The organism is Enterobacter cloacae complex sp. 309I3 (assembly GCF_050031595.1).
GTDB lineage: Bacteria > Pseudomonadota > Gammaproteobacteria > Enterobacterales > Enterobacteriaceae > Enterobacter > Enterobacter cloacae.
In genome coordinates this window covers 2,798,358-2,820,338 of the sequence record NZ_JBLGWI010000001.1, presented here as the reverse complement: position 1 = coordinate 2,820,338, position 21,981 = coordinate 2,798,358, and the positions used below count along the sequence as shown (strand labels likewise).

Annotated in this window: 21 protein-coding genes, 2 tRNA genes and 1 pseudogene; 15 read left to right on the top strand and 9 right to left on the bottom strand. The window is 51.0% G+C overall.

Annotation, left to right across the window (positions count from 1 at the left end):
* Positions 1 to 53: 53 nt before the first annotated feature.
* Entirely contained in the window at positions 54 to 497 is a 444-nt protein-coding gene (locus tag ACQG22_RS13430) for an Lrp/AsnC family transcriptional regulator (protein ID WP_029740417.1), read from the top strand.
* A 137-nt stretch (positions 498 to 634) separates the two neighbouring features.
* On the opposite strand, the gene ACQG22_RS13425 is transcribed toward ACQG22_RS13430, so the two are convergent.
* The 4 genes from ACQG22_RS13425 to ACQG22_RS13410 form a co-directional block, all read right to left on the bottom strand.
* Positions 635 to 719, bottom strand: a tRNA-Tyr gene (locus tag ACQG22_RS13425).
* 35 nt (positions 720 to 754) lie between these two features.
* Positions 755 to 839: transfer RNA gene (locus tag ACQG22_RS13420), tRNA-Tyr, on the bottom strand.
* A gap of 156 nt (positions 840 to 995) precedes the next feature.
* The gene (gene purU, locus ACQG22_RS13415) at positions 996 to 1,838 is read right to left on the bottom strand and encodes a formyltetrahydrofolate deformylase (protein WP_013096262.1); all 843 of its coding nucleotides are present in this window, start codon (positions 1,836 to 1,838) and stop codon (positions 996 to 998) included.
* A 48-nt stretch (positions 1,839 to 1,886) separates the two neighbouring features.
* Positions 1,887 to 2,345, bottom strand: coding sequence for a YchJ family protein (locus tag ACQG22_RS13410; protein WP_369706753.1), 459 nt, complete (start codon positions 2,343 to 2,345; stop codon positions 1,887 to 1,889).
* 115 nt (positions 2,346 to 2,460) lie between these two features.
* Between ACQG22_RS13410 and rssA the strand changes: the two genes are divergently transcribed.
* The 3 genes from rssA (at position 2,461) to galU (ending at position 5,577) form a co-directional block, all read left to right on the top strand.
* Entirely contained in the window at positions 2,461 to 3,363 is a 903-nt protein-coding gene (gene rssA, locus ACQG22_RS13405) for a patatin-like phospholipase RssA (protein WP_013096264.1), read from the top strand.
* 91 nt (positions 3,364 to 3,454) lie between these two features.
* Complete coding sequence (gene rssB, locus ACQG22_RS13400) at positions 3,455 to 4,468, top strand: two-component system response regulator RssB (protein ID WP_013096265.1); 1,014 nt, start codon at positions 3,455 to 3,457, stop codon at positions 4,466 to 4,468.
* 200 nt (positions 4,469 to 4,668) lie between these two features.
* Complete coding sequence (galU, locus tag ACQG22_RS13395) at positions 4,669 to 5,577, top strand: UTP--glucose-1-phosphate uridylyltransferase GalU (RefSeq protein WP_029883446.1); 909 nt, start codon at positions 4,669 to 4,671, stop codon at positions 5,575 to 5,577.
* A gap of 199 nt (positions 5,578 to 5,776) precedes the next feature.
* Here galU and hns read toward each other — a convergent pair whose 3' ends face one another.
* The gene (gene hns, locus ACQG22_RS13390; RefSeq protein WP_008502781.1) at positions 5,777 to 6,190 is read right to left on the bottom strand and encodes a histone-like nucleoid-structuring protein H-NS; all 414 of its coding nucleotides are present in this window, start codon (positions 6,188 to 6,190) and stop codon (positions 5,777 to 5,779) included.
* Positions 6,191 to 6,739: 549 nt separating this feature from the next.
* Here hns and tdk point away from each other — a divergent pair.
* Positions 6,740 to 7,354, top strand: a complete 615-nt coding sequence (tdk, locus tag ACQG22_RS13385; protein ID WP_013096267.1) for a thymidine kinase — start codon at positions 6,740 to 6,742, stop codon at positions 7,352 to 7,354.
* 73 nt (positions 7,355 to 7,427) lie between these two features.
* Here tdk and adhE read toward each other — a convergent pair whose 3' ends face one another.
* A complete protein-coding gene (gene adhE, locus ACQG22_RS13380; protein ID WP_013096268.1) occupies positions 7,428 to 10,106 on the bottom strand; it encodes a bifunctional acetaldehyde-CoA/alcohol dehydrogenase in 2,679 nt (892 codons plus the stop codon).
* A 297-nt stretch (positions 10,107 to 10,403) separates the two neighbouring features.
* Positions 10,404 to 10,679: a hypothetical protein gene (locus tag ACQG22_RS13375; RefSeq protein WP_162185062.1), complete on the bottom strand. Its 276-nt coding sequence runs from the start codon at positions 10,677 to 10,679 to the stop codon at positions 10,404 to 10,406.
* Between ACQG22_RS13375 and ACQG22_RS13370 the strand changes: the two genes are divergently transcribed.
* From ACQG22_RS13370 to ACQG22_RS13340, 7 genes are all read left to right on the top strand, one after another.
* Entirely contained in the window at positions 10,585 to 11,232 is a 648-nt protein-coding gene (locus ACQG22_RS13370; RefSeq protein ID WP_020690921.1) for a YchE family NAAT transporter, read from the top strand. The genes ACQG22_RS13375 and ACQG22_RS13370 overlap by 95 nt on opposite strands.
* A 770-nt stretch (positions 11,233 to 12,002) precedes the next feature.
* Positions 12,003 to 13,634: an oligopeptide ABC transporter substrate-binding protein OppA gene (oppA, locus tag ACQG22_RS13365; RefSeq protein WP_020690922.1), complete on the top strand. Its 1,632-nt coding sequence runs from the start codon at positions 12,003 to 12,005 to the stop codon at positions 13,632 to 13,634.
* 83 nt (positions 13,635 to 13,717) lie between these two features.
* The gene (gene oppB / locus ACQG22_RS13360) at positions 13,718 to 14,638 is read left to right on the top strand and encodes an oligopeptide ABC transporter permease OppB (protein WP_013096271.1); all 921 of its coding nucleotides are present in this window, start codon (positions 13,718 to 13,720) and stop codon (positions 14,636 to 14,638) included.
* A 12-nt stretch (positions 14,639 to 14,650) separates the two neighbouring features.
* Positions 14,651 to 15,559 (top strand): oligopeptide ABC transporter permease OppC, encoded by a 909-nt coding sequence (gene oppC / locus ACQG22_RS13355; protein ID WP_013096272.1) that lies wholly within the window; start codon positions 14,651 to 14,653, stop codon positions 15,557 to 15,559.
* Between the two features lie 11 nt (positions 15,560 to 15,570).
* Complete coding sequence (locus tag ACQG22_RS13350) at positions 15,571 to 16,584, top strand: ABC transporter ATP-binding protein (RefSeq protein WP_102752826.1); 1,014 nt, start codon at positions 15,571 to 15,573, stop codon at positions 16,582 to 16,584.
* Complete coding sequence (oppF, locus tag ACQG22_RS13345; RefSeq protein ID WP_020690924.1) at positions 16,581 to 17,585, top strand: murein tripeptide/oligopeptide ABC transporter ATP-binding protein OppF; 1,005 nt, start codon at positions 16,581 to 16,583, stop codon at positions 17,583 to 17,585. The genes ACQG22_RS13350 and oppF overlap by 4 nt, the downstream gene beginning before the upstream one ends.
* Positions 17,586 to 17,599: 14 nt before the next feature.
* Complete coding sequence (locus ACQG22_RS13340) at positions 17,600 to 18,469, top strand: ion transporter (RefSeq protein ID WP_020690925.1); 870 nt, start codon at positions 17,600 to 17,602, stop codon at positions 18,467 to 18,469.
* 29 nt (positions 18,470 to 18,498) lie between these two features.
* Here the strand turns inward: ACQG22_RS13340 and ACQG22_RS13335 are convergent, their stop codons facing one another.
* The gene (locus ACQG22_RS13335; RefSeq protein ID WP_013096276.1) at positions 18,499 to 18,828 is read right to left on the bottom strand and encodes an HI1450 family dsDNA-mimic protein; all 330 of its coding nucleotides are present in this window, start codon (positions 18,826 to 18,828) and stop codon (positions 18,499 to 18,501) included.
* Positions 18,829 to 18,861: 33 nt separating this feature from the next.
* The gene (gene cls / locus ACQG22_RS13330) at positions 18,862 to 20,322 is read right to left on the bottom strand and encodes a cardiolipin synthase (RefSeq protein ID WP_020690926.1); all 1,461 of its coding nucleotides are present in this window, start codon (positions 20,320 to 20,322) and stop codon (positions 18,862 to 18,864) included.
* Positions 20,323 to 20,466: 144 nt separating this feature from the next.
* On the opposite strand from cls, the gene ACQG22_RS13325 reads away from it, so the two are divergent.
* The 3 genes and pseudogenes from ACQG22_RS13325 to ACQG22_RS13315 all read left to right on the top strand — a co-directional run.
* Positions 20,467 to 20,640: a YciY family protein gene (locus ACQG22_RS13325; RefSeq protein ID WP_086528096.1), complete on the top strand. Its 174-nt coding sequence runs from the start codon at positions 20,467 to 20,469 to the stop codon at positions 20,638 to 20,640.
* 107 nt (positions 20,641 to 20,747) lie between these two features.
* Complete coding sequence (gene leuE, locus ACQG22_RS13320) at positions 20,748 to 21,383, top strand: leucine efflux protein LeuE (RefSeq protein ID WP_013096278.1); 636 nt, start codon at positions 20,748 to 20,750, stop codon at positions 21,381 to 21,383.
* A gap of 96 nt (positions 21,384 to 21,479) precedes the next feature.
* Positions 21,480 to 21,981: pseudogene (locus ACQG22_RS13315) on the top strand (replication endonuclease); the annotation flags it as partial.

Genomic DNA, 21,981 nt, shown 5'->3' with positions numbered 1-21,981 from the left:
GGGTTGAGATAAGGTTAAATACGCGAATGGCTTTTTAAAATTAGGTGAAAACGATGGAATACCTTCTCGATGATATCGATCGGCAAATTTTGGCTTGTCTGGTCGAGGATGCGCGTATGTCGCTGAAGGTGCTCAGCGGCCGTATCGGTCTGACTTCGCCCAGCACGGCAGAACGCCTGAAAAGGCTGGAAGAGCGTGGAGTGATTCAGGGTTACGGTGCGCGGGTCAATCTGGCGGCGTTAGGTTATACGCTGCAGGCGCTGGTGCGGGTTCGCCCGTTGCCTGGACTGTTACATAAAGTGGATAAATACATCCAGGCGATGCCGGAGTGCATTGAAAGTGACAAAGTGACCGGTGAAGACTGTTTTGTCATCCGGCTGGTGGTGCGGTCAATTGAGCAACTGGATGTGTTGCTGGACGGGCTGGCGGAGCATGCCCAGTGTAATACGTCGATTGTGAAGAGCTCACCGGTGAAGCGACGCTTGCCGCCAATGTAGCCGTCTGTCGCCGGGTGGCGGCTGCGCCTTACCCGGCCTACGAAAGTGTGCTTGGTTTGGTTTTATTATGATTTTTGGAATTGATGGTGGTGGGGGAAGGATTACTCGGCGCGTTGCGCCCTGCGGCATGGAGGTAATGGTGGTGGGGGAAGGATTCGAACCTTCGAAGTCGATGACGGCAGATTTACAGTCTGCTCCCTTTGGCCGCTCGGGAACCCCACCAGGGGTAATTCAAATTTTGAGGTCGTGCTGAGAGATGGTGGTGGGGGAAGGATTCGAACCTTCGAAGTCGATGACGGCAGATTTACAGTCTGCTCCCTTTGGCCGCTCGGGAACCCCACCACGGGGTAATGCTTGTACTGGCCTGCTTCCTGTTGGAAGCGGGGCGCATCATATCAAATGACACGCCCCTGTAAAGCGTTACCACAAGAAAAATAAACTGGTTGCCTGATTTTTACCCGCAAAGCTGTAAAGCTAACCAATTCATTTCACTGTCGATTAAAGAATGATCGTTCTGTTACCGTACACGAATACGCGCTGCGCCAGCACCTGATAGAGTGCGCGGCTCAGAACGTTCTTCTCAACATCGCGTCCGGCACGCATCATGTCTTCCGCCGTGTAGGTGTGATCCACATGAATCACGTCCTGCATGATGATTGGGCCTTCATCCAGATTGTCATTCACGTAATGCGCCGTTGCGCCGATGATCTTCACGCCGCGTTCATAGGCCTGGTGGTAGGGGCGTGCGCCAATAAAGGCGGGCAGGAAGGAGTGGTGAATGTTGATAATTTTGTTCGGGAAACGCGCCACGAAGGAGGGCGTCAACACGCGCATGTATTTCGCCAGGACAACGTAGTCCGGGTTGTGCGCTTCAATAGCCTCAGCCATCAGATTGTCGTGCTCTTCACGCGTATGGCCTTCATGGCTCACCAGCTCGAAGGGAATATCAAAACGCTCTACCAGCGTACGCAGCGTCTCGTGGTTACCGATAACGGCGGCGATTTCGACATCCAGACCGCCGTAGTTAGCTTTCATCAGCAGATCGCCCAGGCAGTGGGCTTCTTTGGTCACCAGAATCACGATGCGACGACGGCCTGCTGGTGTCAGCTCGCGTACGGAACCTTCCGGCAGCGCGCTGTCCAGATCGGCAAGCAGAGTGGTGTCGTTGAAAATACCTTCCAGTTCGGTACGCATGAAGAAACGACCGGTACGGTGGTCAACGAATTCGTTGTTCTGCACGATATTCAATTCATGTTTGTAACAGATGTTGGTAATTCGTGCGATCAGCCCTTTTTGATCGGGACAGATGGTGCGCAGAACTTTACGTTGTAGTGATTGCATCGCCGGGAAATCCTGTTTGAGTATTTGCGAAGTCTCGGTTGTCGGGCGTTACTGCCCGCAACACTTTTTAAATTTTTTACCAGAACCACAAGGGCAGGGATCGTTACGACCAAGCTGCGGGCGCGTTCCGTCAATATAATACCATTGCCCGCTTTCCTTTAAGAACCGGGAACGCTCGATAATGGCACCCGGTTTATTGTGTTCAGTAAACCGGGCAACAAAGCTGACGTAACCTTCATTTTCGTGACTACCGGGTGCGGATTCATAAACGGTAAGACCGAGCCACTGGGTATTGGCGAACCCAGCTTCGATCTCCTGTTTGAAACTGGCGGCCTGGCATGAGGGGTGCCAGGTTTTAATCAGGTAGTCTGCGTCCTTGATCACAAAAGCGGTATACCGTGAACGCATAAGGTGTGATGGGTCTGGTGCAACCTGATCGCCAGAAAGATATCGCTGGCAACATAGGCTATACTCCAGAGCGCTACCACAGGGGCAGAGTTGAGACACGATTCTCTTCCTGGAACAAAAAATTAAGGGCGTAAAACGCTTCGGGTAGCACCATGTTAACTGAGCTGTTGCGTTGACGCTATGTCGGGAATCCAGGGGAAGTAAAACAGGGCGAATGAGAAAGGTTAAAATTGGACTGGCGCTGGGCTCAGGTGCAGCCCGCGGATGGTCACACATCGGCGTGATAAATGCCTTAAACCAGATGGGCGTCGATGTCGATATTGTTGCAGGATGTTCGATTGGATCGCTGGTAGGTTCCGCCTATGCGTGCGGCAAATTGCCTGAACTTGAAGCGTGGGTGCGATCCTTCAGTTACTGGGACGTGCTGCGCCTGATGGACCTTTCGTGGCAGCGCGGTGGGTTGCTTCGCGGTGAACGCGTCTTTAACCAGTTCCGTCAGATTATGCCTCTTCAGGACTTCAGCGATTGTCAGCTGCCATTTGGTGCCGTGGCGACGAATCTCAGTACGGGACGTGAGCTGTGGCTGACCGAAGGGGACATCCACCTTGCCGTTCGCGCCTCCTGCAGTATGCCGGGCCTTATGGCTCCTGTCCCGCATAATGGGTACTGGCTTGTTGATGGCGGTGTCGTTAACCCTGTGCCAATCTCTTTGACGCGGGCAATGGGGGCTGACATCGTGATCGCGGTCGATTTACAACACGACGCTCACCTGATGCAGCAAGACCTCATGCCGGTCAATTTGCAAAGCGAAGATGCCGAGGCGGAAAAACTGGCCTGGCATGAGCGCTTACGCGGGCGAATTGGTCGGATAGCCGCGCGCCGCTCGGTCGCTGCACCCACGGCAATGGAGATTATGACCACCTCAATCCAGGTGCTGGAAAACCGCCTGAAACGTAACCGTATGGCGGGCGACCCACCGGATATTCTGATTCAACCCTATTGTCCACAAATCTCTACCCTTGATTTCCATCGGGCTGAGGCCGCCATCGCAGCGGGCTCTTTAGCCGTCGAAAAGAAAATGGACGAATTATTGCCATTTGTGCGAACCGCACGTTGAGCACCTTTTTTTGACTACTTCAGCAAAATCTGACAGGCGATAGTGCCGATAGCATGCCACTATTTAGTAACTGTCAGCCAGGGGAGGAACCATGACGCAGCCATTGGCCGGAAAACACATTTTGATTGTTGAAGACGAGCCCGTTTTCCGATCGCTACTGGATTCGTGGTTATCCTCGCTGGGGGCAACCACTGCCCTGGCTGAAGATGGTGTTGATGCCCTGGAAAAAATGGTCAGTATCACGCCCGACCTGATGATCTGTGATATCGCAATGCCACGGATGAATGGCCTGAAGTTGGTTGAACATCTGCGTAATGAGGGCAACCAGACGCCCATACTGGTGATCTCCGCGACGGAAAATATGGCGGATATTGCCAAAGCATTGCGTCTGGGGGTGCAGGATATTCTGCTGAAACCAGTAAAAGATCTGAACCGTTTGCGTGAAACGGTATTGGCCTGCCTTTATCCGAATATGTTTAATTCCCGCGTCGAGGAAGAAGAGCGCCTTTTCCAGGACTGGGATGCTTTAGTCAGTAATCCGCCTGCCGCGGCCAAGCTATTGCAGGAACTTCAGCCGCCGGTACAACAGACCTTTTCACACTGTCGAATAAATTATCGCCAGCTTGTGGCCGCGGATCAGCCCGGTCTGGTGCTGGATATTGCGCCATTATCGGATTCCGATCTTGCGTTTTATTCCCTGGATGTTACCCGTGCCGGGGATAATGGTGTATTAGCAGCATTATTACTTCGTGCGCTATTTAACGGGCTGTTGCAGGAACAGTTATCGCATCAGGGGCAACGGCTTCCGGAGTTAGGCAGTTTACTTAAACAGGTTAACCAGCTTTTTCGCCAGGCCAATTTACCAGGACAATTTCCATTGCTGGTTGGCTATTACCATAGTGGATTGAAAAATCTTATCCTCGTTTCAGCGGGTCTGAACGCCTCTCTGAATACCGGGGAACATCATATTCAGGTTAGCAACGGTGTGCCGCTGGGGACATTGGGTACGGCTTATCTTAATCAAATTAGCCATCGCTGTTCTTCCTGGCAGTGCCAAATTTGGGGTGCCGGCGGACGGTTGCGGTTAATGTTGTCCACGGAATAAGCAGTTGGATCTTAATTTTAAGATTGCCTTACCTGTGTTTTGTGGGGAGTGCTACTATCGCTGCCCAGATTCATGCGTATTTATCCTAATTGATCGGCAACGCGTTCTTTTCAGACCCGGACTGTGTGATGAGGCTGATATACTCAACGCGTTATTTAATGCATAAAAGTTCAAAACTTGAACAGCTCAGGAGAATTTGAATGGCTGCCCTAAATTCGAAAGTCAGAAAGGCCGTCATCCCGGTAGCGGGATTGGGGACCAGGATGTTACCAGCAACTAAGGCAATTCCTAAAGAGATGTTGCCACTGGTTGATAAGCCATTAATTCAGTATGTCGTAAACGAATGTATCGCGGCCGGCATCACTGAAATTGTGCTGGTTACACATTCATCTAAAAACTCTATCGAAAACCATTTCGATACCAGTTTCGAACTCGAAGCCATGCTGGAAAAACGCGTTAAGCGTCAGCTGTTAGAAGAAGTTCAGTCTATTTGCCCTCCGCACGTTACCATTATGCAGGTGCGTCAGGGGCTGGCGAAAGGTCTGGGCCACGCGGTACTTTGTGCATATCCTGTTGTGGGTAATGAACCTGTTGCGGTCATTCTGCCAGACGTCATTCTGGACGAATATGAATCCGATCTCTCTCAGGATAACCTTGCTGAGATGATCAAGCGCTTTGACGAAACGGGCAGCAGCCAGATTATGGTTGAACCTGTTGAAGACGTGACGGCTTACGGTGTTGTTGACTGTAAAGGCGTTAATCTTGAACCCGGTGAAAGCGTGCCAATGGTAGGCGTCGTAGAGAAGCCTAAAGCCGACGTAGCGCCGTCTAATCTGGCGGTAGTAGGTCGCTATGTCCTGAGTGCTGAAATCTGGCCACTGCTGGCGAAAACGCCTCCAGGAGCAGGAGATGAGATCCAGCTGACCGATGCCATCGATATGCTGATCGAGAAAGAGACCGTTGAAGCCTACCATATGAAAGGTAAGAGCCATGACTGCGGTAATAAACTCGGTTATATGCAGGCGTTCGTAGAATATGGCATCCGCCACAACTCACTGGGTGAAGAATTTAAAGCCTGGCTGAAAGAGAGCGTGGGTATTAAAAAATAACCCCGGCTGCAAATGATCAAGACCGGTGAGGCGATGCCCACCGGTTTTTTTATGCCCATAACTCAGGGTAACCACGCCGGTCTGTAAGGAACGCTAAATAGTACGATGTCCCAATATGACGGTATGTAAGGGGATGTTTGCAGGAATTGAGGATAAAAAAAATCCCGCATTAAGCGGGATTTTTCTGAATACGTTAGGATTAATCCTTGATCAGGAAGTCGTCCAGCTGTTTACCTTGCTCATCCATGGCTTTTTTGATAACAGCAGGTGTACGACCCTGGCCAGTCCAGGTTTTAGTTTCGCCGTTCTCGTCTACATAGCTATATTTAGCAGGACGAGCAGCGCGTTTTGCTTTAGTACCGGTCTTCGCTGCAGCCATGCTGTTCAGCAATTCATTTGGATCGATACCATCAGCAATCAGCATTTCACGATATTGCTGCAGTTTACGCGTACGCTCTTCGATTTCAGCAGCAGCAGCGCTTTCTTCTTCGCGACGTTCATTAACTACAACTTCTAATTTTTCCAGCATTTCTTCAAGCGTTTCCAGGGTGCATTCTCTTGCCTGCGCACGAAGAGTACGGATGTTGTTCAGAATTTTAAGTGCTTCGCTCATTGTAGTAATCTCAAACTTATAATGGGGGGTGGTTTGTTGTCCTAATAATAGAGCGATAAATTCAGTTGTGCAATAGGTGGGAATGTAAGGAATTCAAAAAATACGGAATAATGGGCGCTATTATTAATTACGCTAACTTAAATTTCATACCCACACAGGCTCGCTTGTTATCACGCTTACCTGCTTAACCCGTTCGGTTGCATCTTTTTTTTGTGACATTTACCGCAGGAATTATAGTTGCGGCGGATAAATATCAGCCTTTTGTATTAGTTTCTGCCAGCGTTGCCAAGGCAAAAATAGTTAATAAATAGTGAATTTTAATGAACGTGGATTCCAGTATAAAAAGAAGTGTTATGTTTAGTGGGTTCGCGACATATAGAGCATGCTGAATCAGTTTACCTCCTGTTTTATCGCATTATTTTCCTGTACATCTCGTGGTTAACTGCGGCTTGAACCCCATACTCTGTGTGGTGTATCGCTGATGACCAGACAAAATATGGTACAATGAATCATTGGGAATATTACACATTGATTAGGGTTTGACGGCCAATGGCACAACTTTATTTCTACTATTCGGCAATGAATGCCGGAAAATCCACGGCGTTACTGCAATCCTCTTACAATTATCAGGAACGAGGGATGCGCACCGTTGTTTACACCGCTGAAATCGACGATCGCTTCGGTGCAGGTAAGGTGAGTTCAAGAATTGGTCTCTCGTCTCCGGCCAGACTGTTTAACCCACAAACGGACCTGTTGCAGGATATCCGTGCCGAGCATACTTCCCAGCCCATTCATTGCGTTCTGGTCGATGAAAGCCAGTTCCTGACGCGTGAACAGGTGCATGCGCTTTCAGAGGTCGTAGATGAACTTGATATTCCCGTTCTCTGCTATGGTTTGCGCACCGACTTTCGCGGGGAGCTATTTGCCGGTAGCCAGTATTTGCTTGCCTGGTCCGATAAACTGGTCGAACTGAAAACCATCTGTTTTTGCGGCCGTAAAGCGAGTATGGTGCTTCGTCTCGATCAGTCTGGTAAACCCTATGCAGACGGTGAGCAGGTGGTGATAGGGGGCAATGAACGCTATGTGTCGGTCTGTCGTAAGCATTATAAAGAGGCGTTGTCTGTGGGCTCCCTGACGGCGATTCAGCACGATAACAGGAAGTAGTTTCAAAGAACTTAAAGCCTGATCTTCAGACATAAAAAAACCCGCCAGAGGCGGGTTTTTTAACAGCGGTCAATTAAGCGCTTTTCTTCGCTTTTTTGTCAGCTTTAATGACGGGTGCTTCTGTTTTCACAGCAGCGACGTCACCTTCTTTGAACTCACGTCCGTAGAATGTATCCAGCAGGATCTGTTTCAGCTCGGAGATCAGTGGGTAGCGCGGGTTCGCACCAGTACACTGGTCATCGAATGCATCTTCAGACAGCTTATCAACGTGTGCCAGGAAGTCAGCTTCCTGAACACCCGCTTCGCGGATAGATTTAGGAATGCCCAGTTCAGCCTTCAGGCTTTCCAGCCATGCCAGCAGTTTCTCGATCTTCGCAGCAGTACGGTCGCCCGGTGCGCTCAGACCCAGGTGGTCTGCGATTTCAGCGTAACGACGACGTGCTTGCGGACGGTCGTACTGGCTGAAAGCAGTCTGCTTGGTTGGGTTGTCATTCGCGTTATAACGGATAACGTTGCTGATCAACAGGGCGTTCGCCAGACCGTGAGGGATGTGGAACTGAGAACCCAGTTTGTGAGCCATGGAGTGGCAAACCCCGAGGAAGGCGTTAGCAAACGCGATACCGGCGATGGTTGCTGCACTGTGGACACGCTCACGGGCAACCGGGTTTTTAGACCCTTCGTTGTAAGACGCTGGCAGGTTTTCTTTCAGCAGTTTCAGCGCCTGCAGAGCCTGACCATCAGAGAACTCAGAAGCCAGTACGGAAACATAGGCTTCCAGGGCGTGAGTCACAGCGTCCAGACCACCGAATGCACACAGTGATTTCGGCATATCCATCACCAGGTTGGCATCAACGATGGCCATATCTGGGGTCAGCGCGTAGTCAGCCAGTGGGTATTTCTGACCCGTTGCGTCATCAGTGACCACTGCGAACGGCGTAACTTCAGAACCTGTACCGGAAGTGGTGGTAACGGCGATCATCTTCGCTTTTACGCCCATTTTCGGGAACTTGTAGATACGTTTACGGATGTCCATAAAGCGCAGCGCCAGTTCTTCGAAGTGGGTTTCTGGATGCTCGTACATTACCCACATGATTTTCGCGGCGTCCATTGGGGAACCACCACCCAGTGCGATAATCACATCTGGTTTGAAGGAGTTAGCCAGCTCCGCACCTTTACGCACAACGCTCAGGGTTGGGTCAGCTTCAACTTCAAAGAACACTTCAGTTTCTACGCCAGCGGCTTTAAGAACAGAGGTGATCTGGTCAGCGTAACCGTTGTTGAACAGGAAACGGTCAGTCACGATGAGCGCACGTTTGTGGCCATCAGTAATCACTTCATCCAGCGCGATTGGCAGAGAACCACGGCGGAAGTAGATAGATTTCGGAAGTTTGTGCCACAACATGTTTTCAGCTCGCTTAGCAACGGTTTTCTTGTTGATCAGGTGTTTTGGACCAACGTTTTCAGAGATGGAGTTACCACCCCAGGAACCACAACCCAGAGTCAGGGAAGGTGCGAGTTTGAAGTTGTACAGGTCGCCGATACCACCCTGAGAAGCCGGGGTGTTGATCAGGATACGTGCAGTTTTCATCATCTGACCAAAGTGAGCAACACGTTCTGGCTGGTTATCCTGGTCAGTGTACAGGCACGAGGTATGGCCGATACCACCCATCGCAACCAGTTTCTCTGCTTTCTCTACTGCGTCTTCGAAATCTTTGGCGCGGTACATCGCCAGAGTAGGGGACAGTTTTTCGTGAGCGAACGGTTCGCTTTCGTCGACAACTTTAACTTCACCAATCAGAATTTTGGTGGTTGCCGGAACAGTGAAGCCTGCCAGTTCAGCGATTTTATACGCTGGCTGACCCACGATAGCCGCGTTCAGCGCGCCATTTTTCAGAATGATATCCTGAACCGCTTTCAGCTCTTTGCCCTGCAGCAGGTAGCCGCCGTGGCTGGCGAAACGTTCGCGAACAGCATCATAAACGGAATCAACAACAACAACAGACTGTTCAGAAGCACAGATAACACCGTTGTCGAAGGTTTTGGACATCAGCACGGACGCAACAGCACGTTTGATATCGGCTGTTTCATCAATAACCACTGGGGTATTACCCGCGCCTACGCCGATAGCAGGTTTACCGGAACTGTATGCCGCTTTAACCATGCCAGGACCACCGGTCGCCAGGATCAGGTTAATGTCCGGGTGGTGCATCAGCGCGTTAGAAAGCTCAACGGACGGTTGGTCGATCCAGCCGATCAGATCTTTAGGTGCACCGGCAGCAATCGCAGCCTGCAGAACGATGTCAGCGGCTTTGTTGGTCGCATCTTTTGCACGTGGGTGCGGGGAGAAGATGATTGCGTTACGGGTCTTCAGGCTGATCAGAGATTTGAAGATAGCGGTAGACGTTGGGTTGGTGGTTGGAACGATACCGCAAATAATGCCGATAGGTTCTGCAATGGTGATAGTACCGAAAGTGTCGTCTTCAGACAGCACGCCACAGGTTTTCTCATCTTTATAGGCGTTGTAGATATACTCTGAAGCGAAGTGGTTTTTGATCACTTTATCTTCAACGATACCCATGCCGGATTCGGCAACGGCCATTTTAGCGAGAGGGATTCGAGCATCTGCAGCAGCCAGAGCGGCCGCGCGGAAGATTTTATCAACCTGTTCTTGGGTGAAATTGGCATATTCACGCTGGGCTTTTTTAACGCGCTCGACGAGGGCGTTCAGTTCAGCGATATTAGTAACAGCCATAATGCTCTCCTGATAATGTTTAAACTCTTTTAGTAAACCAGCGCTCGATACGTCAGACAGTATAGACAGAGCCAATACGACTTGCGTAACACACAGTAAAACAATGGGTTACTTCCTGCACCAGCACACTAATTTACTAAAAGAGCCTTACCTTAGCATCATCCTTTTTTGGCAGGTCATCTCCCTGGGGGCGTAATCAAGATTACTCACTTCTGAGTACGAAAATCATGATCTGCGTCAATTTTCCCCCAAGCTGATACCTTTCAGCAGGGTTATTTCTTTGAGATTATTCCAGTGTTAAATAATTAAGTAACTATTGGAAGTGGCGCTATCATTGCTTATACAAATATTTAACATCATGAATTGATAACGTTTTGGCACAGATTTCTGGTGAAGTATGCTGATAAAAAGCGTATCTTCAGCGCGATTTTCACTGACAGTTGTCAGCCCCGGGGCATACGCATAAGCGGAGCAAAATGTGATCTTATCGCTCTTTGATTTTCCTACATATTTTAAGTTTTTTATTGGTTTGTTTGCATTGGTCAACCCGGTGGGGATCATTCCTGTCTTCATTAGTATGACCAGTTACCAGACGGCGGCGGCCAGAAACAAAACCAATCTTACCGCTAACCTGTCAGTGGCGATTATTCTCCTGACCTCCCTTTACCTTGGGGATGCCATTCTTCAGGTGTTCGGTATCTCGATTGATTCTTTCCGTATTGCGGGTGGGATCCTGGTGGTCACCATCGCTATGTCGATGATCAGCGGTAAGCTGGGGGAAGACAAACAGAACAAGCAGGAAAAATCAGAAACCGCCATTCGCGAGAGCATTGGCGTAGTGCCGCTGGCGTTACCGCTGATGGCCGGTCCCGGCGCTATCAGCTCGACGATTGTCTGGGGTACGCGCTACCACAATTGGATGCATCTGATTGGCTTTTCTGTCGCCATTGCCATTTTTGCGCTTTGTTGTTGGGGCGTTTTCCGCATGGCACCCTGGCTGGTGCGTCTGCTTGGGCAGACAGGCATCAACGTCATTACCCGTATTATGGGGTTGCTATTGATGGCCCTGGGCATCGAATTCATTGTGACCGGCATCAAAAGCATTTTCCCCGGCTTATTGCACTGACGTTTCATATGAAAGAACGGAGCCAACGGCTCCGTTTTTTTACGTGAATATCAGCAAATCATATAAATAAAGTTGAAATGCTTACCTGCCATAATAAATTCTACTAATAATGTTCAATTCTTATATTTCAACAAGTTATTAATCCCACCGTTTCCTGCCTGCACAGAAAACCTGCGATCATTCTGTTATTTTACTCACACGATACTCTGGGGCTTGCTGAGTGATAACCGAAATGATATTAGTAAATTCAACGTTCCCTTAGAGGAATGTGCTAAATAATAATCAGCTGTTAAATTTTTGTACAAAATGACGTGATGGTAGCGCAGCGACGCGCGCAGAGAGACTGATTTTTTTATCTCTTTGAATGAAAAGATTTTTCTTGTCCTTTCATGTCAGGCAGGGCTGCCCTCAACGATTTAGTACACTTCGTAAAAGAGAATTGCTTAACAAATTTGCAAAATGTATTGGCGTGCGTTTACGCCTTTTGATACTTTCCGGCCTAATATTTTGCAGCATAAAACAAGAAGATGAGAATTATTTTCATATAGTCATCTTCGCGAATATCCAACACATGTCTCAGACAGGGGAGACGTGTAAAGAATCGACGCAAGACGGCCATACGAGCGGTCAGTAATAAAGAAGTCGGTGATAGCAAGAAGTAAAAAAAGAACCTGACAGCAGCAAAAAAAACTCCTGCGCTGTACAGGCCCCAACAGGGGATTACACAGCTGGCGAAGGCCAGTAATTATAATGAGTGGAGTACCAACACAATGTCCATCATCACAAAAAAAAATCTGGTAGCGGCGGGGATTTTAACTGCGCTAATCGCGGGCAACGCTGCAATGGCTGCGGACGTGCCTGCAGGGGTACAGCTGGCTGAGAAGCAGACGCTGGTACGTAACAACGGGGCGGAAGTTCAGTCTCTTGATCCGCATAAAATTGAGGGCGTGCCAGAGTCAAACGTCAACCGCGACCTGTTTGAAGGGCTGCTGGTCACTGACGTAGAAGGCCACCCGGCGCCGGGTGTCGCCGAAAAGTGGGAAAACAAAGATTTTAAAGTCTGGACCTTCCATCTGCGCAAAGATGCTAAATGGTCCGACGGTACACCGGTTACCGCCGAAGATTTCGTTTACAGCTGGCAGCGCCTGGCGAATCCAAACACCGCCTCTCCGTATGCGAGCTATCTGCAATATGGCCATATCGCCAATATCGATGACATCATCGCCGGTAAAAAACCGGTCACCGATCTGGGTGTAAAAGCGATTGATGCCAACACGTTTGAAGTGACGTTGAGCGAACCTGTTCCGTACTTCTATAAGCTGCTGGTTCACCCGTCTGTCTCCCCGGTACCGAAATCCGCAGTGGAAAAATTCGGTGAAAAATGGACCCAGCCTGCCAATATTGTGACCAACGGTGCTTATAAACTGAAAGACTGGGTGGTCAACGAACGTATGGTTCTGGAGCGTAACCCGCAATACTGGGATAACGCCAAAACCGTGATTAACCAGGTGACCTACCTGCCAATCTCTTCTGAAGTGACTGACGTGAACCGCTACCGCAGCGGTGAAATCGACATGACCTATAACAACATGCCGATTGAACTGTTCCAGAAACTGAAGAAAGAAATCCCAAAAGAAGTTCATGTCGATCCATACCTGTGTACTTATTACTACGAAATTAACAACCAGAAAGCACCGTTCACCGACGTACGTGTCCGTACGGCGCTTAAGCTGGCACTGGATCGCGATATCATCGTGAACAAAGTGAAAAACCAGGGCGATCTGCCAGCCTACAGCTACACTCCACCGTACACCGATGGCATGAAACTGGTTGAACCTGAGTGGTTCAAGTGGTCACAGGAAAAACGTAACGAAGAAGCGAAAAAACTGCTGGCCGAAGCAGGATACACCGCAGATAAGCCGCTGACGTTTAACCTGCTGTACAACACCTCCGATCTGCATAAAAAACTGGCGATTGCCGTTGCCTCTATCTGGAAGAAAAACCTGGGCGCGAACGTTAAGCTGGAAAACCAGGAGTGGAAAACCTTCCTGGATACCCGTCATCAGGGCACCTTTGACGTGGCGCGTGCAGGCTGGTGTGCGGACTATAATGAACCGACATCCTTCCTGAATACCATGCTCAGCGACAGCTCGAACAACACGGCGCACTATAAGAGCCCGGCATTCGATAAGCTTATCGCTGAAACGCTGCAGGTTACTGACGATGCAAAACGCGCAGACCTGTACGCCAAAGCAGAACAACAGCTCGATAAAGACTCGGCAATTGTACCGGTTTACTACTACGTGAACGCCCGCCTGGTGAAACCATGGGTTGGCGGGTATACCGGTAAAGACCCGTTGGATAATATTTCCGTTAAGAATCTTTATATTATCAAGCATTAATGGCAATACGTGGGGCGGGCCTGGCTTGCCCCACTGTGTCTACTTTGTAACATTCATCAGGCACACGCCAGAAGGTACGGGCAATGTTGAAATTTATCCTGCGTCGCTGTTTAGAAGCGATACCAACGTTATTTATTCTAATTACAATTTCCTTCTTTATGATGCGTCTCGCGCCGGGAAGTCCATTCACGGGTGAACGTACGCTGCCACCTGAAGTGATGGCGAATATCGAAGCGAAATATCATTTAAACGATCCTATCTCCACGCAATACTTCAACTATCTGAAGCAACTGGCGCATGGCGATTTCGGGCCGTCATTCAAATATAAAGACTATTCCGTTAACGACCTGGTGGCGTCCAGCTTCCCGGTATCGGCAAAACTGGGTGCTGCGGCATTCTTGTTGGCCGTGGTTCTCGGGGTCACCGCAGGCGTTATCGCCGCGCTTAAACAAAATACCAAATGGGATTATACGGTAATGGGGGTTGCAATGACCGGGGTGGTTATCCCCAGCTTCGTTGTCGCGCCGTTACTGGTGATGATATTTGCCATCACGCTGAAATGGCTGCCCGGCGGCGGCTGGAACGGCGGGGCATTGAAATTCATGATTTTACCGATGGTGGCGCTTTCTCTGGCTTACATCGCCAGTATCGCGCGTATCACCCGTGGTTCGATGATTGAAGTGTTACATTCAAACTTCATCCGTACCGCGCGCGCGAAAGGGTTGCCGATGCGCCGGATTATCTTCCGCCATGCGCTCAAGCCGGCTCTTTTACCTGTGCTCTCGTACATGGGACCGGCGTTCGTCGGTATTATTACCGGTTCAATGGTTATTGAAACCATCTACGGTCTGCCGGGTATTGGCCAGCTGTTTGTTAACGGTGCCCTTAACCGCGACTATTCTCTGGTGCTGAGCCTGACGATCCTTGTGGGTGCATTGACCATTCTCTTTAACGCTGTTGTCGATGTGCTGTATGCCGTTATCGACCCGAAAATCCGTTACTAACTGGAGCACGCCATGATGTTGAGTAAGAAAAACAGCGAGGCGCTGGAAAACTTCAGTGAAAAACTGGAAGTCGAAGGGCGTAGCCTCTGGCAGGACGCCCGCCGTCGCTTTATGCATAACCGCGCAGCGGTCGCCAGTCTGGTTGTTCTGGTGCTGATCGCGCTGTTTGTGACCCTGGCGCCGATGCTCTCGCAATTCACCTATTTCGATACGGACTGGGGCATGATGTCCAGCGCGCCGGATATGGAGTCCGGCCACTACTTTGGTACGGACTCGTCCGGCCGTGACCTGCTGGTCCGCGTCGCCATTGGTGGCCGTATTTCATTGATGGTGGGGATTGCTGCAGCGCTGGTGGCCGTGATCGTCGGCACGCTCTATGGCTCGCTCTCCGGCTATCTCGGCGGGAAAGTGGACTCGGTCATGATGCGTCTGCTGGAGATTTTAAACTCCTTCCCGTTCATGTTCTTCGTGATCCTGCTGGTGACCTTCTTCGGCCAGAACATCCTGTTGATCTTCGTGGCCATCGGCATGGTTTCCTGGCTGGATATGGCGCGTATCGTACGTGGCCAGACGCTGAGCCTTAAACGCAAAGAGTTTATCGAAGCGGCGCAGGTGGGGGGTGTATCGACAGGAAATATCGTTGTCCGCCACATTGTTCCTAACGTGCTGGGCGTGGTGGTGGTGTATGCCTCACTGCTGGTACCAAGCATGATCCTGTTTGAATCCTTCCTGAGCTTCCTTGGGCTGGGCACGCAAGAGCCGCTGAGCAGCTGGGGCGCGCTGTTGAGCGATGGCGCAAACTCAATGGAAGTTTCACCGTGGCTGCTGTTATACCCGGCGGGTTTCCTGGTCGTGACCCTGTTCTGTTTCAACTTTATCGGCGATGGCCTGCGTGATGCCCTCGACCCGAAAGACCGTTAAGGAGCGCCGTCATGACAATTATTGAAACGGCAACCGCGCCACAGGCGCAACAGCGGAGTGACCTTCTGCTGGATGTAAACGATCTCCGCGTCACCTTTAAGACGCCGGACGGGGATGTCACCGCCGTAAACGATCTCAACTTCAACCTGCGCGCGGGTGAAACGCTGGGTATCGTGGGCGAATCCGGCTCCGGGAAATCTCAGACGGCGTTCGCGCTGATGGGGCTGCTGGCCGCAAACGGTGTAATTGGCGGATCCGCCAAATTCAACGGACGTGAGATCCTCAACCTGCCTGAACACGAGCTGAACAAGCTGCGTGCTGAGCAGATTTCGATGATTTTCCAGGATCCGATGACCTCGTTGAACCCGTACATGCGCGTCGGTGAGCAACTGATGGAAGTCCTGATGCTGCACAAAGGGTTGAGCAAAGCCGAAGCCTTTGAAGAGTCCGTTCAAATGCTCGATGCGGTAAAAATGCCAGAGGCGCGTAAGCGCATGCGCATGTTCCCACATGAGTTCTCTGGCGGTATGCGTCAGCGTGTGATGATTGCCATGGCGCTGCTGTGTCGTCCAAAACTGCTGATTGCCGATGAACCGACCACCGCGCTGGATGTGACCGTCCAGGCGCAAATCATGACCCTGCTGAACGAGCTTAAGCGTGAGTTCAACACGGCGATTATCATGATCACCCACGATTTGGGCGTGGTTGCCGGTATCTGTGACAAAGTGCTGGTGATGTATGCTGGTCGTACGATGGAATATGGCAAAGCGCGCGATGTTTTCTATCAGCCTGCGCATCCGTACTCGATCGGCCTGTTGAATGCGGTGCCACGTCTTGATGCGGAAGGGGAATCCCTGTTGACCATTCCGGGCAACCCGCCAAACCTGCTGCGCCTGCCGAAAGGCTGCCCGTTCCAGCCGCGCTGCCCGCACGCGATGGAGATTTGTAACAGCGCTCCGCCGCTGGAAGAGTTTGCACCAGGCCGTCTGCGCGCCTGCTTTAAGCCGCAGGAGGAGCTGGTATGAACGCATTAGATGAAAAAAGAAATGTGCTGCTCGAAATTGCCGATCTTAAAGTGCATTTCGACATCAAAGACGGTAAACAGTGGTTCTGGCAGCCGCCCAAGACCCTGAAAGCTGTGGATGGCGTAACGCTTCGTCTGTATGAAGGGGAAACGCTGGGCGTGGTGGGTGAGTCCGGCTGCGGTAAATCGACCTTTGCGCGTGCCATTATCGGTCTGGTGAAAGCGACCGGTGGTAAAGTGGCATGGCTGGGTAAAGATCTGCTGGGGATGAAGCCCGAAGAGTGGCGCGACGTACGCAGCGATATCCAGATGATATTCCAGGATCCGCTGGCGTCCTTAAACCCGCGTATGACCATTGGTGAAATCATTGCCGAGCCGCTGCGGACCTATCATCCGAAGATGCCACGTCAGGAAGTACGCGATCGTGTTAAGGCGATGATGATGAAAGTGGGGCTGCTGCCAAACCTCATCAACCGCTATCCGCACGAATTCTCCGGCGGCCAGTGTCAGCGTATCGGTATTGCCCGCGCGTTAATCCTTGAGCCGAAGCTGATCATCTGCGATGAGCCTGTCTCCGCGCTGGACGTGTCGATTCAGGCGCAGGTGGTTAACCTGCTGCAGAAGCTACAGCGTGAGATGGGGCTGTCGCTGATCTTCATTGCGCACGACCTGGCGGTGGTGAAGCACATTTCTGACCGCGTACTGGTTATGTACCTGGGCCATGCCGTGGAGCTGGGCACCTATGATGAGGTGTACCACAATCCACTGCACCCCTACACCAAAGCGCTGATGTCCGCGGTGCCAATTCCCGATCCCGATCTGGAAAAAAATAAAACCATCCAGCTGCTGGAAGGCGAATTGCCGTCGCCGATTAATCCGCCATCAGGCTGCGTGTTCCGTACGCGATGCCCACTGGCCGGGCCGGAGTGTGCGAAAACACGACCAGTTCTGGAAGGCAGTTTCCGACATGCGGTTTCCTGCCTGAAAGTAGACCCGTTATAATCGCAAGGGCTGACATGATGTCAGCCCTTATTTTTTGCGAGGTTACCGTGTCGAGTCTATTCACCTCTGCCCGTCGGCGGCTTTATCATTTTTTATTCGATCCTAAAACGATATCCGGACGCCGCTTCGAAGGGATCTGCGGGCTGTTTGCACTCATCAGCGTGGTGGTTATTTTCTTTGAATCGGGAGCCGGGACGCAGTATCACCTGACCTATGATGAATGGCATATATTTGTCTGGATCGAACTGATTATTACCCTGGTCTTTACTGCCGAATATCTGCTGCGGGTCGTCTGCTGGCCCAACCCGGCGAGATATGTTTTCAGTTTCTGGGGATTTATCGATTTAGCCACCGTCCTGCCGCTCTACGTCATGTGGTTGTGGCCGGAGATTAGCCTGAGCTATGTCTTTGCATGGCGGGCGATGCGCGTTATTCGTGTATTACGTATTCTGAAATTGCTGCGTTTTATGCCGTCTCTGCGGGTCTTCTGGAGCGCAATAGTCAGTGCCCGGCATCAGCTCATTCTGTTTTACTCGTTTATCGCGATCGTCATGATTGTTTTCGGTGCGTTGATGTACCTGATAGAAGGGCCAAAATATGGCTTCACAACGCTGAATGCCTCTGTGTATTGGGCCATTGTCACCGTCACGACCGTTGGCTACGGGGATATCACGCCGCATACGCCGCTTGGACGTATCGTCGCATCGGTGCTGATTCTGATTGGGTATTCGGTGATTGCCATTCCGACAGGTCTTATCACAACCCATATGAGCAGCGCATTTCAGAGCCGCAAACAGCAGCGAAAATGTCCGGGTTGTCGCCAGGCTGAACATGAGCTTAACGCCCGCTTCTGTAACCGTTGCGGGAGTGCGCTACCGGATTAAACAAAAAAGGCTGCATCCGCAGCCTTTTACTATTCGCGCCAGATGATATGGCACAGCTTATGGTCTTTCTCGCGGCAGAGCAGCACGCGGGCGAAGATGTCATTAATTTCGCCACCATCTTCATCTGCCAGCCCAATCACCACTTCGGCAAAGAAGTCAGGATTGAGATCGTAATCCACGTGCTCAGCCCAGTCTTCTGCAGGGTCGAATAACTCCGCGCCGCCGCGCTCTTCGAACTGCAGATTAAAGAGGATCACATCTGCGGGATCGAGGTTATCAACCGCCAGTTCGAGAAAAATGTCATAGGCCTGCTCGAGCGTTTCGTCTTCGGTCAGGCGATTGTTCAGATCCATTTCCATGATGACTACCTGTTAAACATCGTTGGGCACGTTTTACAGCAACGGACTAAAGAAGTAAAACAGTCGTTCAGCAATTCTCTGCCACAGCGGACGTTTTACCCACAGCCGGGCATCCAGCAGGCGCGAACGGGAGATATAATCGTCCTGTACCGCCGCCAGGTCTCCGCCGAATCCGGCATCATCAATGACCAGCGTAATTTCAAAGTTTAACCACAGGCTGCGCATATCCAGGTTTACCGTGCCCACCAGACTTAACTCACCGTCCACGAGGACGCTTTTGGTATGCAGGAGCCCGCCTTCAAACTGGTAGATTTTTACCCCGGCGGCAAGCAGTTCGCTAAAGAACGCGCGGCTGGCCCAGCCCACCAGAAGTGAGTCATTTTTGCGTGGCAGAATGATGCTGACATCGACACCGCGCTGTGCTGCGGTGCAGATTGCGTGCAGCAGGTCATCGCTCGGAACGAAGTAGGGGGTGGTCATGATCAGATATTCACGCGCTGCGTAAGTGGCGGTCAGTAGCGCCTGATGGATTAAATCCTCCGGGAAACCCGGCCCAGAGGCAATGGTATGGATGGTATGTCCGCTGGCCTCTTCAAAGGGCATGATATTGCCATCCGGCGGCGGCGGGAGAATACGTTTGCCGGTTTCTATCTCCCAGTCACAGGAATAGACAATCCCCATGGAGGTGGCGATCGGTCCTTCCATCCTTGCCATCAGGTCAATCCACTGGCCGACACCCGAGTCCTGCTTGAAGAAGCGGGGGTCAACCATGTTCATGCTGCCGGTATAGGCAATATAGTTGTCGATCATGATCATCTTGCGGTGCTGGCGAAGATCCATCCGGCGCAGAAAAACGCGCAGTAAATTGACCTTTAACGCCTCCACCACTTCGATGCCGGCATTACGCATCATCCCTGCCCAGGGGCTACGGAAAAAGGCGACGCTGCCTGCGGAGTCGAGCATCAAACGGCAGTGAATGCCACGACGTGCGGCAGCCATCAGCGATTCCGCCACCTGGTCTGCCATCCCGCCGGGCTGCCAGATATAGAACACCATCTCGATATTGTGACGAGCCAGTTGAATATCGCGGATCAAGGCCTGCATGACGTCATCAGAAGAGGTCAGCAGCTGGAGCTGATTGCCTTTTACCCCTCCAATACCTTGTCTGAGTTCGCACAGTTTAAATAATGAGGAGGCAACGCTGCTGTTTTCCTCTGCGAAGATATGTTTACAGGCTTTGAGATCGCTCAGCCATTTGGCGGTGGAAGGCCACATGGCCCGGGCACGCTCGGCACGACGCTTGCCCAGATGAAGTTCACCGAAAGAGAGATAGGCAATAATTCCTACCAGCGGCAGGATATAAATTATAAGAAGCCAGGCCATGGCAGAGGGTACGGCTCTGCGCTTCATCAGGATGCGCAATGTCACACCCGCGATTAACAGCCAGTATCCCAGAATGACCAGCCAACTCACCACGGTGTAGAAGGTTGTCATAGGTAAAAAAATCCTTTTGAAAGCGTATTGTTATGAGTGTACGCATCAGGAATCATCTGGCAAATAAAAACGCCAGGTAAAAGCGCTGGTTTGCTGCAGGGTTGGGTTTATAATGGCCTCTCTTTTAGAGAAAGAGTTGTAGACATGAAGCGCAGTAGAACTGAAGTAGGGCGCTGGCGCATGTTGCGACAGGTGAACCGTCGTAAGGCTCGTTGGCTGGAAGCACAATCCCGCCGCAATATGCGTATACACGCCATCAGGAAATGTGGAATGACCCGGCACCGCAATGCGTTGCTGTTCGCAGTCCAGGATTTCTGAGAACCATCAGGGCACCGCAAGGTGCCCAATGATTTTATGGCGTCTGGTTGTTGGGAATAGCGTATTTGCAGCGCTATTCCTGTTGTGTTGAGCAAAAGGAGGGAGAAGTGTTTGCGGAGTTTGGCGTACTGAATTTCTGGACATACGTTGTCGGCGCATTTTTTATCGTGCTGGTGCCAGGGCCGAATACTTTATTTGTGCTGAAAACCGGGATTGGTCACGGCGTTAAAAAAGGGTATCTCGCCGCCACCGGCGTGTTTATCGGCGATGCAGTACTGATGTTCCTGGCCTGGGCGGGCGTTGCCGCGTTAATTCAGACCACACCGGTACTGTTTAATATCGTACGTTATTTAGGTGCTTTTTATCTGCTGTGGCTGGGCGGTAAAATGCTCTGGTCGGTTATTACCCGTCAGAATAATACACATGAAAGCGGTACCGAGCCTGCCAGCATGATCATGAAACGCTCGCTGGTATTGAGCCTGACGAACCCGAAAGCGATTCTGTTCTACGTCTCGTTCTTTGTTCAGTTTATCGATGTGAATGCGAAGAATACCGGTACCTCTTTCTTGATCCTCGCGACCACGCTTGAGCTAATAAGCTTTATGTATATGAGCTTCCTGATCTTCTCAGGCGCTTTTGTCACACGTTATCTGAAAACGAAAAAGAAACTGGCAAAGCTGGGGAACGGCCTGATAGGACTGTTGTTTGTCGGGTTTGCGGCGCGGTTAGCATCGCTGCATTGATTGAAAGAAAGGCTCCTGAGGGAGCCTTTTTAATGTCTGGCGTAGCTGGAAAGCCGCGCCAGACAAGGCTTCACGTTTTACTACTAGCAGCCAAAAGCCATAAAAAGCGGCTATGCTCGCCTGCCAGATATGAACGACAAAGAGCTCAGGAAATTTGCCTCCAGAATAGCCTCTCAGCTCTGGAGCAGGTATGAAGAGTTAAGTGACGCATGGGCGCACGCTCACGGCGGCAAAGAAACCCTTTTCACTGATGAGGCGCAGGCGCATTTATACGGAAAGTTGCCGGTGTCGCGCGCGCTTTCAACCTCACCCCGATGTACAGGAAAAAATACCGTAAGGGTCAGATAACGATCCGACAGGCATTTTCCGCTATTTCACGACTGATTAAAGATGAATGGTGGGTTAATCAGCTTAAGGCACAGTGGATGCGCTGGTGCGAGGCGCTGCTCATGAGGTCAACAAAGACCGTTCACCTTACGCAAGCAAAATGGCGATCCGCGATGTTCACGCGCGCCGCGTTGCTAATCTCGAATACCTTAAATCCTGCGAACTGGAAAACAAAGTCACTGGCGAACGTATTGACCTCATCAGTAAGGTC